Source organism: Ruegeria sp. CDSB113 (assembly GCF_059611045.1).
Genome location: NZ_JBXWOU010000010.1, coordinates 124,629 through 141,854, shown reverse-complemented (window position 1 = coordinate 141,854; position 17,226 = coordinate 124,629). Strand labels below are relative to the sequence as shown.

Sequence of the window (17,226 nt, the reverse complement as noted above, 5' to 3'; positions counted from 1 at the left end):
TAGAATATTTTTGGTTTTTTGGTTTCAAATGCTGGCGCGTCAATTTTGAGACCAGATCAGCAAAGGAGGCACAGCAGATGGGTTTTCCCGGTACATGGATGACCGAGAGCGAAAGCATGGTTTACCGTGTGGTGCCGAAATGCGCCTGTTCGACCATTGGTCAGATTATGTTTTATTCGGATCACGGGCAGTTTTTTGACGGTGATATCCATGACGCAAAGGACGGGATGCACAAATGGGCCTTCGGTCCAAGTCAGGATCAGATCTCGGGCAATGTGCGGGACCACAAATCCCTGGCGTTTACATGCGTGCGCAATCCCTACACCCGAATTCTAAGCTCGTTCTTCGACAAGATCTGTGGCATTCAGCGCAACGGCAAGCGGTATCGGGGCAATCTGGTGCCCACGCTTATCTATAATTACGGGATCGAAGTTGGCGGTGAAGACGGTAAGGGTGAGTTCGATCAGATCGCCAGTTTCCGCCGTTTTTTGCTGTTTGCACGTGATACGATCCGCTGGCGGCGTCCGATGGACCCTGACATTCACTGGTCGGCCATGTCCGGCCATGTCTCGACCTTCATCGTGAACGGTGGTCAGTACGATCAGATTTTCTGGACTGAAAAGTTCAATGACGGGATGCAAGGCGTCCTTGATCGGTTAGAGACACCGCACGCTGTGAACCTGTCCGAAATCCCGCGATTCAATGAATCCGAAGGGCACGGGCCGAAACGCGCGCATCCGGTCGAGGACTACTTTGACGACCTGTCGATGCACCTGGTCTACGAAATCTACAAACACGATTTCGAACTGTTCAAATACGATTTTGAAAACCCGGGCAACAAGATGCCGATTGGTGAGATTGATCTGGACGAGGTTCACGCCAAACTGGGCGACTAGGCGAAGGGATCAGCGATCGATCAGGCGCTCTTTCAGGCCGGTCGGGTATAGCTCTGGACCGCCGGTATCCAGAGCATCCAGACTGAACCATCTTGCCGTCCAATTCAGGCCATTGTCTTCGGTGAATGAAATCGGCGCGTCGGGCCAGTTCAAAAGCTCGGTGCACTGAATCTCTGCCACAAAGATGATCTCATGCCCCTGATGCCCTTCATGCTGGTACAGGTTCTCGATCACCAGCGGTTGCCCACTGACTTCAACCGTCACATCGAGTTCTTCCCGGAACTCACGTTTCAGCGCGTCACGCCAAGTTTCGCCGAATTCGACCGATCCGCCCAAAGGACGAACACCCTTGATGCGACCGTCGTCATTTGGGACTTCGGCAGCAAGAAGGCGGTCCCCCCGCCAATGCAAGCCGATGGCTTTGACACGGATACCGTTATGCGGGCGCCAGAATGTCATGCTTCTCACCGATTGTGTTATAGATGTCGTTGAATACAAAAGAAAAAGGTCTCGCTAAACGAACTAGCGAGACCTTTGAAGCTATTGCAGTTTGGGTGGTTTGGAAACCGCTTCGTCAGACTTGGCGCACGGCACCTTTCGCGGCACTTGTCGCTAGCTTGGCATAGGCTTTGAGCGCGGTAGATACCTTGCGCTTGCGCGGTGCGGCGGGCACCCATCCCTTTTCGTCCTGCTCTTCGCGGCGGGCGGCCAGTTCTTCGTCTGACACGGCCAGATGAATTGTCCGGTTGGGGATGTCGATCTCGATCTTGTCGCCCTGCTTGACCAGCCCGATTTCGCCACCCTCGGCGGCCTCAGGTGAAACATGGCCGATCGACAGGCCCGAGGTGCCGCCCGAAAAACGCCCATCGGTCAGCAAGGCGCAGGCTTTGCCCAGACCTTTGGATTTCAGGTACGAGGTTGGATACAGCATTTCCTGCATCCCCGGACCGCCGCGCGGGCCTTCATAGCGGATCACAACCACGTCGCCCTCTTTGACCTTGCCGGTTAGGATGTCGTTCACGGCCTGATCCTGGCTTTCGCAGACATAGGCAGAGCCGGTGAATGTCAGGCTGTTGGGATCAACGCCTGCCGTTTTCACGATACAGCCTTCGCGCGCGATGTTGCCGAACAAGACCGCCAGACCGCCATCCTGACTGAACGCGTGCTCCTTGGATCGGATTACTCCGCCTTCACGGTCGGTATCCAGTTCCTTGTACCGGTTCGACTGGCTGAACGCCTGCGTCGTGCGTACGCCGCCGGGCGCGGCCTTGAACAGGTCCTGCGCTGCGGGGTTGTTGGCGACCTTGATGTCCCAGTTGGCAATTGCTTCGCCCATGGTTGCCGAATGCACGGTGCTGCAATCTTCGTGCAGCAGTCCGGCGCGGCTGAGCTCGCCAAGGATCGAGAAGATGCCACCGGCGCGGTGAACGTCCTCCATATGAACATTCTCAGTGTTGGGCGCGACCTTGCACAGACACGGCACCTGACGGCTCAGGCGGTCCATGTCGGTCATGGTGAAATGCACTTCACCCTCATGTGCGATGGCCAGCAGGTGCAACACCGTGTTGGTCGAACCGCCCATGGCGATATCCAGCGACATTGCGTTCTCGAACGCGTCGAACGTTGCGATTTCGCGTGGCAGGAAGCCTTTTTCGTCCAGATCGTAGTGGCGTTTGGTGATTTCCACGATCCGGCGACCTGCCTCAAGGAACAGCTCTTTGCGGTCCGCGTGCGTGGCCAGGGTCGAACCATTGCCCGGCAGCGCCAGCCCCAGAGCCTCGGCCAGACAGTTCATCGAGTTTGCGGTGAACATACCGGAACATGAGCCACAGGTTGGGCAGGCGTTCTCTTCGATGTGCTGGACCTGTTCGTCGGTGAACCTGTCGTCGGCGGCGGCGACCATTGCGTCAACCAGGTCGATCTTCTTGGCGTCCAGATCGGCGATGTCGATCTTGCCAGCCTCCATCGGCCCGCCCGAGACAAAGATCGCCGGGATATTCAGACGCATCGCGGCCATCAGCATGCCGGGGGTGATCTTGTCGCAGTTCGAGATACAGACCATTGCATCAGCGCAGTGGGCGTTGACCATATATTCGACCGAATCCGCAATCACTTCGCGCGAGGGCAGAGAATACAGCATGCCGTCGTGGCCCATGGCGATACCATCATCGACCGCGATGGTGTTGAACTCTTTCGCAACACCGCCAGCGGCTTCAACCTCGCGCGCGACCATCTGGCCCAGATCTTTCAGGTGTACGTGGCCGGGGACGAACTGGGTGAAAGAGTTGACGATGGCGATGATCGGTTTGCCGAAATCGTCGTCACCCATTCCGGTGGCGCGCCACAGGCCGCGGGCACCGGCCATATTACGGCCATGGGTAGAGGTTCTGGATCGGTACATTGGCATGATGCTGTTTCCCTTTTGCCCCGGTTGCGATATTCGGGTTGCGTACGTTATAGCGCACGTATCACATGTGCGCTATAACGCACAAGAGGATTCGAGAGACGATCAAGATGGCACCGGACGAAATTACGCTAAAACTACGCGATGTGCGGGCGGCCTCGGGGTTGAGTCTGTCCAAAGTGGCCGAGATGACGGGTGTCAGCAAAGCCATGCTGGGCCAGATTGAGCGTGGCGAATCCAGCCCGACCATCGCAACGCTGTGGAAAATCGCCAAAGGGTTTCAGCTGCCGCTGAGTGCATTGATTGGAACGGCGGCCCTGCGGGATACCGCCATGCCCGACGTGTTCCACACCGTGACCTTTCCCGGCAGTATCGAGGTCAAGATCGTCTTTCCCTTCGATCCGGCGCTGGGTGCCGAAACGTTTCACGTCGACCTTGCCCCGAACCAAAGCCACGAATCCGCAGCCCATGCCGCAGGGGTGATCGAAGAGGTGTTTGTGCTGAACGGATCACTTGAGATTCTGCGCGACGGGGATTGGGTGCCGCTGCAGGCCGGGCAGGGCCTGCGCTTTGCAGCCGATCTGCCGCATGGCTACAGGGCCGGGACGAATGGTGCTGCGTTTTTGAACATGCATCACTATGCGCAACCAGCCGAGGTCACCTGAGGCAACGCTCTCGCTGGAAAGGGTGGGCGACCTGATTCAAATATGTAACCCCGGTACAAAGCTAATGACTTTGGGTCGAGGTGGTACACAGCGCAGGGCGCGCTGTGTACGGGTTCTTTTGGACAAACCGATCAGTTCGACGCGGATTGCAGCTTAGAGCTGTACTCGGACAGCGAGCTGGAAACGATATCGTACCACTCGCCCGACTGCCGCATTTCGTTCAGGCCATTGTTCAGCATCGAGATATACTGCAGCCCGTACGGGTTGGATTTATGGGCCAGCAGGCGAATGGTGGACAGATGAGTGAAGTTCTCATTCTGAACCACCTCGTTCTCCAAACCCAAAGCCGCAATTGCACCATTGGCTTGCTGGATGGCCATCCCGGTGGCGTCCGCCGTTCCGTTCATGACCGCCTCGATGCACTCTTCCGGGGTGCGGGGGCGAACAAGCGTAATTTTGGGCTCGACCAGACCGGCCTCTTCCAGGTCATTGGTAAAGAACCCGTCCATACGACAGAAAACGGCCCCTTCCAGCTCTTCGATAGAAGCTGCGCCAGCATATTTGCTGTCGGGCAGAGTGAAATACCCAACGACCGATTCATACAATGGCTGTGACGCGTAGAACCCGTTACAGCGATAAAGGCTGTCTTCACCCATGGCATCGGGGTTTTTTGCGCAATCTGGCACAACCCAGGCAACTGCGATGTCATACGCTCCGGCGGGCAGAAGTGTATAAAGATGTGAGTTGAAATCGTTCACCCAACCCTGGTTGTACTCGCGCTTGTTGCCAGCACGATGCAGGGCAGTTGTCGACAGCCGCATCAAAAAGCCGCCACCCGAAAGACCTTCGTCCGTATAGGGTGCCCAATCGTTACCGGCCAAAAGACGAATCGGTGGTTCGTAAACGTTTCTGGCTGTGATCTTCGCGGCTTTTTCTTCCTCGCGCTCGACAACTTCGTTGAACTGCGATGTGGCGGTCAAGCGACCGTCGGCGCATGGCAAATTCAGAACAGTACCAGGCGTCAGGTTGTTCGGATTACCGGCAACGACGTTTCTGTTCGCGTTGAAGATGATTTGGTAGTCCCGAGACCCATAAGCTGTTTCGGAAATAGTCGCCAGCGTATCGCCTGATTCTACTGTATACGATTCGCACGCAACCTGCGCCGCAGCGCTTATCGGTGAGATCAAGGCAGCCAGACCCAGGGCCACCAGGCCAAACTTAGTTCCAGGGGTATTCATTTCGTTCTCCTGTCGAGTGAGTGCTTTAACGTGCACCAGGGTCCGGGTTTTTTGATCTACTACCCTGGTGGCGTTGCGTTTTTTCTTTCACTAACGAAACGTTAGGAAAGGTGTTCCGCGCTGATTCAAATTTTGCAGACTGCGGGGGAAAGCGCTTTTTATTCTTCCAATTTGCCCGTTTCCCTTTGTTCCAGCACCGATGTTGTATTGGCTGTTTTCACGGCCTTAACATGGGCGCTTTCACAGATACTCCGGGGTACATTGACGTAGGGAAAACCGGCCTTTTTACGGCGGAAAGTGCGTTTTTTTGAGTTCAACCCCTAGTGGAGTGAAAAATATTATGCAGGCGCGAGTCTACAAAGCTGAACGGCACTCTTACACCCATGACCATTTCCGATGGTTACAACTCAGAATGTGCATATGGGCAAACCGTGTGCGGAAGTTAAACAGAGTTACGGGTGCGCTTGGGCCTGTTGGTTTTGCTCAAATTGACCCCAATCGCCCTGAACCGCAGGTTACAAGGCGTCCGTTAGCGTCATCATCCCATCCAGTCTTGAACCCGCATGCGCGCGCGTATAGGGAAAAACCAAACGCGTTTAGGGGAGGCTTTTATGCAGGACGATCCGAAAACCCTCGTTTCTACCGAATGGCTTGCTGCCCATCTCAAGGACCCGGATCTGCGGGTGCTGGACGGGTCATGGTATCTGCCACAGCAAAGACGCGACGCAAAGGCCGAATACGATGCCGCTCACATCCCCGGCGCGCGGTTCTTTGACATCGATGATATTTCGGACCACCGATCGGACCTGCCGCATATGGCGCCTCCGGTCGAAAAGTTCATGTCCCGCCTGCGGGCGATGGGCGTAGGGGATGGCCATCAGGTCGTTGTCTATGACGGGGCTGGCCTGATGTCCGCGGCCCGTGTCTGGTGGTTGTTCCGACTGATGGGGCAGGAAAACATCGCCGTTCTGGATGGCGGTCTGCCCAAGTGGCAAGCCGAAGGGCATGAGATCGAAGACCTGCCGCCGGTGATCCGCGACCGTCACATGACCGTTCGGGTCCAGAACCATCTGGTCCGCGATGTCACACAGGTGTCCGCCGCCGCCAAGCTGGCCGATCACGAGATCATCGACGCGCGCTCTGCGGACCGCTTTGCCGGAACCGGGACAGAGCCGCGCGAAGGTCTGCGCCCAGGCCGTATTCCGGGGTCGCGCAACGTGCCCTTTGGCACGCTGCTGAACAAGAACGGCACGATGAAATCACCCGACGAATGCCGCGCCATCTTCGAGGCCGCTGGCGTCGACCTGTCGAAACCGGCCATCACATCTTGCGGGTCGGGTGTGACCGCCGCGATCCTCAGCCTTGCGCTTGAGCGCATAGGCAAGAAAGACCACTCGCTTTATGACGGCTCCTGGGCTGAATGGGGTGCTTTCCCGACCCTGCCCGTCTCAACCGGAGAGAACTGATGTTCGAACACCTCAAACCGCAGCCTGCCGACAAGATTCTGGCGCTGATGCAGATGTACCGCGAAGACCCGCGCGATCAGAAAATCGACCTGGGTGTTGGCGTCTACAAGAATGCCGAAGGGGTTACCCCGGTGATGCGCGCGGTGAAAGCGGCCGAAAAGCGTATTCTGGAAGAGCAAGAGAGCAAGGCCTATACCGGATTGGCGGGCGATCCGGCCTATGCCGATGCGATGATTGGCCTGATCCTGGGCACCTCGGTTCCACGCAGCAACATCGCTGCCGTGGCGACGCCCGGCGGAACCGGTGCCTGCCGTCAGGCGTTTGAGATGATCCGCATGGCCAACCCCTCGGCCCGCGTGTTCGTGTCGAACCCGACATGGCCGAACCACCTGTCGATCCTGAACTACCTGGGGATGGAGACGGTCCAATACCGGTATTTCGACGGTGAAACCCGTGGCGTAGATTTCGACGGCATGATCGAGGACCTGAAAACCGCGAATGCGGGCGACGTGGTCCTGCTGCACGGCTGCTGCCACAACCCGACCGGCGCCAACCTGAACATGGTGCAATGGCAAGAAGTCGTGAACCTGATCAACGAGCGTGGTCTGGTTGCCATGATCGACATCGCCTATCAGGGCTTTGGCGACGGGCTGGAGGAGGACGCGCAGGCAGTTCGTCTGGTCGCCTCGTCCGTCAAGCGCTGCCTGATTGCGGCGTCGTGTTCAAAGAACTTCGGTGTCTACCGCGAGCGCACAGGTCTGCTGATGGCAATCAGCGATGACCCGACGCAAACGGCTCTGAACCAGTCCACTCTGGCGTTCCTGAACCGCCAGAACTACTCCTTCCCGCCGGATCACGGCGCGCGCGTGGTGACAACGATTCTGAACGACGACGCCCTACGCGCCGATTGGGAAGCAGAACTGGAAGAGATCCGCCTGTCCATGCTGGGCTTGCGCCAGCAGCTGGCCGACGAATTGCAGCGCCTGAGCGGTTCGGATCGCTTCGGTTTTGTCGCTCAGCATCGCGGCATGTTCTCGCGCCTTGGGGCAGCTCCGGAACTGGTCGAAAAACTCCGGGTGGATCATGGCATCTATATGGTTGGAGACAGCCGCCTGAATGTCGCCGGACTGAACGCGACAACCGTGCCGATATTGGCCAAGGCGATCGTCGACGTCGGGGTTTGATCGACCATTCATCGACTAACAAAAGCCGCACGTACCGGTGCGGCTTTTTTTGTCCCAAGTCTGGACGCTGTATTTCGCCTGACTGGCCCTAAGTTCAGATGATCCTCGCCCATAACGTTTTCGAAGTTATTCGAGAGTGAGGTGAACATGCGTTGGGCAGCTATTTTTAAAGATGTGGAAGAGATGCTCTCGATCCGTGCGCGGGACGATTTGCGGGATGCGCACGTAGCCTATGCCAAGGCGCATCCTGAATTGTTGATCGGTGGAGGTCTTAAACCCGATGAAAACGCCGAATTCTGCGGTGCGCTGTGGATCGTCGAGGCACAGTCAAAAGATGACGTCGTCGATTTGATCTTAAACGATCCGTTCTATGTGCCCGAGTTCCGTAGTTTTGAGATCTACGCGTGGGGCAAGCTGCTCGAGGATCAGACGACGGTGCTGTGATGGGCAGAAAAAGCCGGGTGCGAACACCCGGCTTTCGGACGTTTTTCTCAGGCCTTAACCCTTGGAAAACTCCGGATAGGCTTCCATGCCCAGCTCCGCCATATCCAGACCGTTGATCTCGTCCTCTTCGCTGACGCGGATGCCAACCGTGGCCTTCAGGATTGTCCAAAGGATTGCGGCTCCGACAAAGGTGAACACGCCATAAGCTACGATACCGGTCAGTTGGGTGATCAGGTTGGCCTCACCGTAGAAGATCACTGCGATGGTGCCCCAGATACCGGCAAAAAGGTGAACCGGGATGGCACCGACTACGTCGTCGATCTTGAACTTGTCCAGCATGGGGACCGCGAAGACCACGATGATGCCGCCTACGGCACCGATCCACAGCGCTCCGAATAGAGTCGGGGCAAGCGGTTCCGCCGTGATCGAGACCAGACCGGCCAGTGCTCCGTTCAGAACCATGGTCAGGTCGGGCTTTTTGTACAGCAGCTGCGTCATGATCAGCGCGGCAACCGCGCCTGCGGCCGCCGCCATGTTGGTGTTGGCAAAGATGCGCGACACGTCGGATACGTCGCCCACTGTGCCCATTGCCAGTTGCGAGCCGCCGTTGAAGCCGAACCAGCCCAGCCACAGGATGAACGTACCCAGAGTCGCCAGCGCCAGATTGGAACCGGGCATCGGATGAACCTTGCCGTCCTTGTATTTGCCAATGCGAGGGCCAAGGATCAGGCAGCCCGCCAGAGCGGCCCAGCCACCGACCGAATGAACAACGGTCGAACCGGCGAAGTCGGAAAAGCCCATAGCATCCAGCCAGCCGCCGCCCCATTTCCACGATCCAGAGATCGGGTAGAGGATACCGGTCAGTACGATGACAAAGATCAGGAAGGGCCATAGCTTGATACGTTCGGCCACGGCACCGGACACGATGGACGCGGTTGCCGCCACAAAGACCAGCTGGAAGAAGAAGTCCGAACCGATCGACGCGTAATCTAGCGCCGCGTCCGCTGGCGCGACACCCACGGCATCAAGCACGGTCGGGCCGCCAAGGGCAAAGAAACCATTGAAGTCGCCCGGGTACATCGTGTTGAAGCCGACCAGCCAGTACATGATCGCGGCAATCGAAAACAGCGCGATGTTCTTGATCATTTGCATGGCAACGTTCTTGGAGCGCACCAGACCGCCCTCGAGCATGGCAAATCCTGCAGCCATGAAGAAGACAAGGAAGCCTGCCATCAGGAACAGCAGGGTGGTAAAAATATACTGGGTGTGCAGCGCGGCTTCGCCCTCGGCGGCCTCTTGCGCCAGACCCATCTGCGGCAACACGACTAGCGCGGCGGCTGGGATGAGAGATTTCATCAGGTTCATTGTCAGTCCTCGAATGATTTGGAGTGGCGGCGCTTACAGCGCCTCTTCGTTGGTTTCCCCGGTCCGCACGCGCAGCGCCTGCTCGACATCAAGGACGAAAATCTTGCCGTCACCGATCTTGCCGGTCTTGGCGGTTTTGGTGATGGTCTCGACGATCTGGTCGGCCATCGTGGCCGGCACCACGATCTCAAGCTTGATCTTGGGCACGAAATTCACCGCATATTCGGCCCCACGATAGATTTCGGTGTGGCCCGATTGCGAGCCGAAGCCCTTGATCTCGGTCACCATCATGCCGCGCACGCCGGCCTCGGTCAGTGCCTCGCGCACCTCCTCCAGCTTGAACGGCTTGATTGTCGCAATGATCAGTTTCACGTCTGTCCCCTCTTCCTGTCCGGCGGAACCGGTTTGTTTGCACCTGCAGAAAGAGAGCGTGACTGACCGCAGTAAGAAACGGTCAGGGCGGGTGGACGCAGGCGAAAAGGGGGGTGAGGTGCACAATTTTTGCACAAAAAAACGTTGATGCCTAAAAAGCGGGCGAACTATTGAGGCTGGTTAGCGGGATTTCATACCTCTACTTCGCGCCAGTGGCAGGGTATGGTGCCTCAAAATGATAACCGGGCAGAGTTTGAGCATGACTGAGTCCAGGCGTCGCAAGACATCGCTTGTTGCAGACAAAAGATACCCTTCAAAGGGGCGCAAACCCGCTGCAACAAAGCGGACGACAAAGCCCGCCGGCAAAAAGGCGACGGCGCGTAAAACGTCGACTCGCAAAACCGCCCGAAAGAAAATCCGCAAGACGTCCGGTGGCGGCGGCGGCTTCTTTCGCCGCATGTTCCGTTGGATTTGGCGGTTGATTTGGGGTGTGACCTGGCGTGTGGGCGCGGTGGCTGCCATGCTGTTGGCTTTGGCGGTTGGGGTTGTCTACTCATCTCTGCCTGACGTCGATGCCTTGCTAGACGGTCGCGCGCGCGGATCGGTGACCCTGTTGGATCGGGACGGCAAGGTCTTTGCCTGGCGTGGGGACCAATTTGGTGGGGTGATCACCGCCGATACCGTCTCGCCGCATCTGAAGAACGCTGTCGTCGCGACCGAGGACAAGCGGTTCTATCGCCATTTCGGCGTCAGCCCGCGCGGTGTCGCAAGCGCTGTGCGCATCAACCTGAGCGAAGGGCGCGGACCGCTGTCGGGGCATGGTGGGTCGACCATCACGCAGCAGACGGCCAAGCTGTTGTGCCTTGGTGTGCCATTTGAGCCCAGTGAATGGGAATCCGAGGCTGCCTATGAGTCCGATTGCCGTCAGGGCTCGCTTTGGCGCAAGGCCAAAGAGGCGGTCTATGCGATGGCGATGGAGGTCAAGTATTCCAAGGACGAGATCCTGACCATCTATCTGAACCGGGCCTTCCTGGGCGCGGGTGCGCGCGGGTTCGAGGCCGCAAGCCAACGTTATTTCGGGATCTCGGCGGCAGAAGTCAGCCCGTCGCAGGCCGCGATGTTGGCTGGTCTACTGGTGGCACCGACGCGCTATGCACCGACGAATAACCTGCAACGCTCGCAAGATCGGGCGCGGCTGGTGGTTGGCCTGATGGAGGCACAGGGGTATCTGACCTCGGCGCAGGCCAGCAGTGCGCGCAGCAATCCAGCGCAACTGTCCGAAGCTGCGGCTGCGCGGGCGGGCGGTTATTTCGCCGATTGGGTGATGGCCAGCGGGCCCGAGTTCTTTACGCGCAACACGACCGAAGATGTGGTGATCCGCACCACGCTGGATCAACGTATCCAGAAATCAGCAGAAGAAGCGCTGCAATTCATCTTTCAAGAAAAGGTCCGCGAGGGATCAAAGGCGCAGGCCGCGATCGTGGTGATGTCGGCGGACGGGGCCGTGCGCGGCATGGTTGGCGGGCGCAAGACCCGCGTGTCCGGCGCATTCAACCGCGCCACGCAGGCGCTGCGGCAAACGGGGTCTTCGTTCAAACCCTTCGTTTATGCCACCGCGCTTGAGCTGGGGTATTCGCCATTGGATACGGTGGTGGATGAGCCCTACTGCGTGAACATTCCGGGCTCTGGCCAATGGTGTCCCAAGAACTATACCAACAAGTTTTACGGGCGCGTCACACTAGCAGATGCGTTGAAAAACTCGTTGAATATCCCGGCGGTCAGAGTGGCCGAGATATCCGGGCTGGACAATGTCCGCACGGTGGCCAGCGAATTCGGCATCGATAGCGATCTGGCGCAGGGCCCCGCATTGGCGCTGGGCGCGTCGGAAAGCACGTTGATCGAGATGACAGGGGCCTATGCGGGTATCCTGAATGGCGGCTCGGCGGTTGAACCTTATGGGCTGACCGAACTGAAATTGTTAGGCGATGTTACCCCGGTCATGGTGACGACAACCGGCATTGGTGAGCGGGTCATCAACGACAAAGCCGCCAAACAACTGACCTGGATGATGGAGCGCGTCGTGTCCGAAGGCACCGGCGCGCGTGCACAACTGCCCGGATGGCAGGTCGCGGGCAAGACAGGAACCACGCAAGCCGCCCGGGATGCCTGGTTTATTGGCTTTACGGCCGATTACGTGACGGGCATCTGGATGGGCTATGACGACAACACGCCGCTGTCCGGCGTGACCGGAGGCGGTTTGCCTGCGGAAATCTGGAAAGAAACCATGCTGCGCGTGACTGAAGGTATGACGCCGACGCCATTGCCGATGCTCGCCCCGGACCCACCGGTTAGAACTGCTCAGCCGCAGCAGCAGCGCCGAAAGAATGAAACTGGGTTGGACCGGGCCATCAACAACCTGCTGAACAACATCTTCGGCGGAAACTAAAAAAGGCGGTGCCCTGGGCACCGCCTTTTTAATTGAATGCGGGCCTGATCAGAGACTGTCGTCGAGAGCACCCAAAATGGCGTCGCCCATTTCCGTGGTCGAAACCGGTGTGACACCTTCATCGGCCAGCAGATCGCCGGTGCGAACACCGTCGGCCAGAACCTTCTCGATCGCGGCTTCCAGACGATCCGCCTCTTCAAGCTGATCAAAGCTATACCGCAACGCCATGGCAAAGCTGAGGATACAGGCGATCGGGTTGGCCTTGCCCTGTCCAGTGATATCCGGGGCCGAGCCGTGGACGGGTTCGTACATTGCCTTGGGGCGGCCATTCGCCATCGGGGCACCCAACGAGGCCGACGGCAGCATTCCCAGCGAGCCGGTCAGCATCGCGGCACAATCCGACAGGATGTCGCCAAACAGGTTATCGGTCAGGATGACGTCGAACTGCTTGGGCGCGCGCACCAGCTGCATCGCGCCATTGTCGGCATACATATGGCTCAGCTCAACCTCGGGGTAATCCTTGGCCACACGGTTCACAACTTCGCGCCATAGGATGCCCGATTCCATGACATTGGCCTTCTCCATTGAGCAGACCTTTTTGTTCCGGCGCATTGCCAGCTCAAATGCCGAGCGCGCGGCGCGTTCGATCTCAGATTCGGTATAGCGCTGGGTGTTGATGCCAACACGCTCATTGCCTTCCTCGAAGATGCCGCGCGGCTCGCCGAAATAGACGCCCGAGGTCAGCTCGCGCACGATCATGATATCGAGACCGGCAACGATGTCTTTCTTCAGCGACGAGAAATCGGCCAACGCGTCAAAGCACTGTGCAGGACGCAGGTTGGAATACAGGTCCATTTCCTTGCGCAGGCGCAGCAGGCCGCGCTCGGGCTTGAGGCTGAAATCCAGATCGTCATATTTCGGGCCGCCAACAGCACCCAGCAGAACCGCGTCGACCTCTTGCGCTTTGGCCATCGTCTCGTCCGACAGGGGCTTGCCATGCGCGTCATACGCGGCACCACCGACCAGATCCTCGCTCACGTCGAATTCCAGGCCGCGTTTCGCACCGAACCAGTCGATGACTCTGCGCACTTCGGCCATGACTTCGGGGCCAATTCCGTCTCCGGGCAGGATGAGGAGCGAGGGGTTGGACATGAAGGATCTCCTTGCGTTTTACAGCACAGGCCCTAGCGCCTGCGCGGCATCGGGTCAATGAGACGATCCCGCCTGAGAGCTAGGAAAATACAGGTTTGTTTCCGTTAGCGTCTGAAAATTGCGTCAGGCCTGTTTTGCGGGCCAGATCATGGCGCAAAGGGCCCTATTAGCGAGGCAGTGTCAGGTCGACCCAGATCAGCCGGTGACGGCTGGCGCTTTCGGCGGTTTTGCGTTCTTCGGTGCCCGCGGCGGGCCAGTGCACCCCGGAATCCACCACCTGCCATTGGGCCGATGGCAAGACGTAATCGACCCGCATTGGACCAACCGTTTTCCAAACCACCGTGGTCAAATCGCCTGAGGGGTCTGCGGGTGAAGGGTCCTGAAGGCGGGGGTCGTTCAAAAACTCTCGGATCGCCTCTTTGCGTCCATCACCCCGCACTGGATCTAGATTGGCATCACCCGCGATGACAAACAGACGATCAGGTTTATGCCCGACTGCCCCATCCATGACTGCGGACCAAAGGCGAATTTCATCCCGGTTTCGCAGACCGTTGCGATCCTCGGGTCCGTCAAACACGGGGGGTGAGGCATGAAAAGTCATCAAATCCAGCTGCCCCGCTGGAGTTTTAATGGGCACAATCCAATGCGCCACGGATGAGAGCCGCTGAACGTTCTGCGCCGGTTCTGACGGGTAGGGGCCTGCGTCATGTTGGGGCAGTTCAGCGCCGGGCAGTTCCATCCATAGCAGGTTGGAAAGGTCCTGAACCTGATCCGAAGCGATGGGATAACGGGACATCACGGCCAGCCCGCCCTGACCGGTGAAGCGACCCCAGCCTTGTGCGTCACCAGGGCCGTGGGTGCGACCATCTCCGTCCAGATCAAGATGCGTTTCCAGGCCGGAATTTGGTTGGGCCGTGTAAGTGTAGGGATAATCCAATCCGGCCTCGCGCAACCGGTTTGCCAGCGCCGCCAGCGCCAGCGCCTCGAAATCCCAGTCGATCCCCTGCAACGCAATGATGTCGGGGCGGGTGTCCGCCAAAACCGCAACGACCGCCATCACCTGATCATCACCGCGGCGAATATCGCGCAACAGCAACCCCGGACCATCGCGGCTGAGTTCTGTATTGTAGGTGGCAATACGGATCGTCTCTGCCTGCGCCACAACGGGCAACAGCAGCAGGATCAGGATGCGGATCATGCGGTCTGGGTAGACTCGGCTGTGGAATAGGCGCGCCGTTTTTCAACGATCAGATTGGCAATGCGCAGGGTCGCCATGCCACGCATGATCATGCTGGCCGGTAGGAAGGCCCAGGCGCTGAGCGTCCAGATCAGGGTCTGAGGATTGCTCAGTGAGATCGGATCGGCATAGTCAGTCAGCAGTTTGATCAGCGCCGGGATCAGGAAGGGCAGCAGAATACCGATGCAAATGTTCAGCCGACCGTCGCGCTGCAGGCGAGTAACTACGTCACCGCCTTTGGTGGGGTCGAACAGCGGAAGATTGGTCCAGACATTGAAGGCGCCATTTCCGGTCGGCCAGCCGCGCACTTTCACCGCGTAGGCAAAGCTGGCGATCGTCACCAAAGCAGCGACATACGCGACGCTGGCAGAAATACGGACAAGTTCGATCAAGGGCACGCTTGCATCAGTTGGCAGCATCAGGATGATCAGCCGTACTGGCGAATAGGGAAAGTCGACCACATTTGCGACGCCCAGGCCAAAGGAATAGAAGGTCGTCGTCAGGCCGGTCGGCGTATATGCGTTCTTGCAGATCAACGTCAGGAACGTGATCATCGACATCAGCCCGACAAAGCGCAAACGGTTCACAGGCGGCGCATCGCGGAATTCGATAAAGCTGGGAAAAGCAGAGTTGTATTCAGCGAATGTCAGGAAAAACGCAAGAATGGCGAGAAAGACGACAATCTCGGTCCCATTCGTAGACGTTACAGGCAGGTACAACGCGGGTGTCAGCACCATTAGTGCGACCAATAATCCCCGAATCGCCGCCCCTGTTGTGCGCGCAATCACTATCCAAACCCTTTCAAACCGGATTGACCGCTTCTTTGACGGTTTCGTCCCAACTTGTGCCCGATCATTGTTAATCGACGGGTGCCTCTATTATCGCCAACACTGACGATAAGCGGCAATCCGCTCAAGCCAAGCTGCAGAAAACACGGAATTTCAGGCAAAAAGATGGCAAAACTGGTGCGCCTTTGCATCATTTCTGTCGCAAATTCGGCGTGTATCAGAAGGGGAGTACCACATGTTGTGGTTGCCGGGTCATCAACCCCAAGAACGCGAAAGGGGTCGCCCAGGCGACCCCGATAGGTTGAGTATCCACAGATTCGTTCTTGGAATCACACCCAGGGGCGGGCCTGGCTTGCGTGATCCTCGAATTTGTCGATGTGATGATCTTTTTCCATCGTCAGGCCGATATCGTCCAAACCATTCAGCAGGCAATGCTTGCGATGTGGGTCGACACTGAACTCGATCACAACGCCATCCGAGGTGGTGATCTGCTGATCTTCCAGATGCACGGTCATGCGGGCGTTTTCGCCTTTATGCGCATCTTCCATCAAGATCGCGTGGTGTTCTTCTTCGACCACGATGGGCAGGATGCCGTTCTTGAAGCAGTTGTTAAAGAAGATGTCGGCAAAGCTGGTTGAGATCACAACCTTGATGCCGAAATCCTTGATCGCCCAGGGCGCGTGTTCGCGCGACGAGCCGCAGCCGAAATTGTCGCCAGCTACCAGGATCTCTGTCTGACGATATGCGGGTTTGTTCAGCACGAAGTCTTCGTTTTCGCCACCATGTTCATGATAGCGCATCTCATCAAACAGCACGACACCAAGGCCGGACCGTTTGATGGTTTTCAGATGCACTTTCGGGATGATCATATCGGTGTCGATATTGATCAGCGGCATTGGGGCGGCCACCCCGTGGACTTTGTCAAACTTTTCCATGTCTACACTCCTGCGAGAGAGGGCCGCGCCCGTGTCCCGCGTTTAAGCTTGTTTCGCTTCTGTTGTTGCGTCGTCGGGTGCGTTCCTGATGAAGAACGCCATGAAGACCAAACCGAACCCGTTGAACAGCATCTCAATGCCCAGGAAGATACCCAAAATGCTCAGCAGCACCTGAGGATCGCTTCCCACATATGTCCAGATGATGCCCGCGAGGACGATCGACAAGATGCCCGAGGTCATCGTGGGCCAGAAAAACTGTGTTCCTTTCATCTGGAACGACAGAATGACCCGCGCGATGCCGCCTGCCATGAACAGGATCAGCATCACGGTTGCCAGTGTCAGGGTTCCCTGCAGCGGGTGATCCAGAAAGGACCAGCCCAGAAACAGCATCACCGCACCCATGATGAATGACAGAATTTTGTTGCCGGTGCCTTCTACCGTAAAGCCGCCAACAACTTGCAGCGCCCCCGAGATCAGCAGCAACACTCCGGTTACTACTGTCACGGCGACAGACGCCACAACTGGCGCGCCCAGTACAAAGATACCGAACGCTATGGACAGAAGCCCCAGCAGGAGCCATTTGACCCAGTCACTCATGTTTTTTATTCCTCAAATATCTAGATATGAGGGGACC

16 protein-coding genes are annotated in these 17,226 nt (G+C 57.8%); 6 read left to right on the top strand and 10 right to left on the bottom strand.

Annotated features, from left to right (window positions below; genetic code table 11):
• Positions 1 to 77 precede the first annotated feature (77 nt).
• Positions 78 to 896 carry a sulfotransferase family protein gene (locus AC2FIS_RS17090; protein ID WP_496774540.1) on the top strand — a complete coding sequence of 273 codons (819 nt, stop codon included), beginning with the start codon at positions 78 to 80 and terminating at the stop codon, positions 894 to 896.
• A 9-nt stretch (positions 897 to 905) separates the two neighbouring features.
• Here the strand turns inward: AC2FIS_RS17090 and AC2FIS_RS17085 are convergent, their stop codons facing one another.
• Positions 906 to 1,355, bottom strand: a complete 450-nt coding sequence (locus AC2FIS_RS17085) for an NUDIX hydrolase (RefSeq protein WP_496774539.1) — start codon at positions 1,353 to 1,355, stop codon at positions 906 to 908.
• A 115-nt stretch (positions 1,356 to 1,470) separates the two neighbouring features.
• Positions 1,471 to 3,303, bottom strand: coding sequence for a dihydroxy-acid dehydratase (gene ilvD / locus AC2FIS_RS17080; protein WP_108861683.1), 1,833 nt, complete (start codon positions 3,301 to 3,303; stop codon positions 1,471 to 1,473).
• Positions 3,304 to 3,410: 107 nt separating this feature from the next.
• Here ilvD and AC2FIS_RS17075 point away from each other — a divergent pair, with 107 nt between their 5' ends.
• The gene (locus AC2FIS_RS17075) at positions 3,411 to 3,965 is read left to right on the top strand and encodes a helix-turn-helix domain-containing protein (RefSeq protein ID WP_496774538.1); all 555 of its coding nucleotides are present in this window, start codon (positions 3,411 to 3,413) and stop codon (positions 3,963 to 3,965) included.
• A gap of 131 nt (positions 3,966 to 4,096) precedes the next feature.
• On the opposite strand, the gene AC2FIS_RS17070 is transcribed toward AC2FIS_RS17075, so the two are convergent.
• A complete protein-coding gene (locus AC2FIS_RS17070; RefSeq protein WP_496774537.1) occupies positions 4,097 to 5,203 on the bottom strand; it encodes a peptidoglycan-binding protein LysM in 1,107 nt (368 codons plus the stop codon).
• A gap of 611 nt (positions 5,204 to 5,814) precedes the next feature.
• Here AC2FIS_RS17070 and sseA point away from each other — a divergent pair.
• The 3 genes from sseA (at position 5,815) to AC2FIS_RS17055 (ending at position 8,297) form a co-directional block, all read left to right on the top strand.
• Entirely contained in the window at positions 5,815 to 6,669 is an 855-nt protein-coding gene (gene sseA, locus AC2FIS_RS17065) for a 3-mercaptopyruvate sulfurtransferase (RefSeq protein WP_496774536.1), read from the top strand.
• Positions 6,669 to 7,853, top strand: coding sequence for an amino acid aminotransferase (locus AC2FIS_RS17060; RefSeq protein ID WP_496774535.1), 1,185 nt, complete (start codon positions 6,669 to 6,671; stop codon positions 7,851 to 7,853). Before sseA ends, AC2FIS_RS17060 begins: the two co-directional genes overlap by 1 nt.
• 147 nt (positions 7,854 to 8,000) lie before the next feature.
• Entirely contained in the window at positions 8,001 to 8,297 is a 297-nt protein-coding gene (locus tag AC2FIS_RS17055; RefSeq protein ID WP_496774533.1) for a YciI family protein, read from the top strand.
• Between the two features lie 54 nt (positions 8,298 to 8,351).
• Here the strand turns inward: AC2FIS_RS17055 and amt are convergent, their stop codons facing one another.
• Positions 8,352 to 9,662 (bottom strand): ammonium transporter, encoded by a 1,311-nt coding sequence (gene amt, locus AC2FIS_RS17050; RefSeq protein ID WP_496774532.1) that lies wholly within the window; start codon positions 9,660 to 9,662, stop codon positions 8,352 to 8,354.
• 33 nt (positions 9,663 to 9,695) lie between these two features.
• The gene (locus tag AC2FIS_RS17045) at positions 9,696 to 10,034 is read right to left on the bottom strand and encodes a P-II family nitrogen regulator (protein WP_058273036.1); all 339 of its coding nucleotides are present in this window, start codon (positions 10,032 to 10,034) and stop codon (positions 9,696 to 9,698) included.
• A 259-nt stretch (positions 10,035 to 10,293) separates the two neighbouring features.
• Here AC2FIS_RS17045 and AC2FIS_RS17040 point away from each other — a divergent pair, with 259 nt between their 5' ends.
• Positions 10,294 to 12,480 carry a transglycosylase domain-containing protein gene (locus AC2FIS_RS17040; protein ID WP_496774530.1) on the top strand — a complete coding sequence of 729 codons (2,187 nt, stop codon included), beginning with the start codon at positions 10,294 to 10,296 and terminating at the stop codon, positions 12,478 to 12,480.
• A gap of 48 nt (positions 12,481 to 12,528) precedes the next feature.
• Here the strand turns inward: AC2FIS_RS17040 and leuB are convergent, their stop codons facing one another.
• From leuB to AC2FIS_RS17015, 5 genes are all read right to left on the bottom strand, one after another.
• Positions 12,529 to 13,632 (bottom strand): 3-isopropylmalate dehydrogenase, encoded by a 1,104-nt coding sequence (leuB, locus tag AC2FIS_RS17035; RefSeq protein WP_108861675.1) that lies wholly within the window; start codon positions 13,630 to 13,632, stop codon positions 12,529 to 12,531.
• A 166-nt stretch (positions 13,633 to 13,798) separates the two neighbouring features.
• A complete protein-coding gene (locus AC2FIS_RS17030; RefSeq protein WP_496774529.1) occupies positions 13,799 to 14,830 on the bottom strand; it encodes an endonuclease/exonuclease/phosphatase family protein in 1,032 nt (343 codons plus the stop codon).
• Positions 14,827 to 15,657 (bottom strand): hypothetical protein, encoded by an 831-nt coding sequence (locus AC2FIS_RS17025; protein WP_496774528.1) that lies wholly within the window; start codon positions 15,655 to 15,657, stop codon positions 14,827 to 14,829. The genes AC2FIS_RS17030 and AC2FIS_RS17025 overlap by 4 nt, the downstream gene beginning before the upstream one ends.
• Before the next feature lie 329 nt (positions 15,658 to 15,986).
• The gene (gene leuD / locus AC2FIS_RS17020) at positions 15,987 to 16,592 is read right to left on the bottom strand and encodes a 3-isopropylmalate dehydratase small subunit (protein WP_058273030.1); all 606 of its coding nucleotides are present in this window, start codon (positions 16,590 to 16,592) and stop codon (positions 15,987 to 15,989) included.
• Positions 16,593 to 16,634: 42 nt separating this feature from the next.
• Entirely contained in the window at positions 16,635 to 17,189 is a 555-nt protein-coding gene (locus AC2FIS_RS17015; RefSeq protein WP_496774527.1) for an HdeD family acid-resistance protein, read from the bottom strand.
• Positions 17,190 to 17,226: the final 37 nt, after the last annotated feature.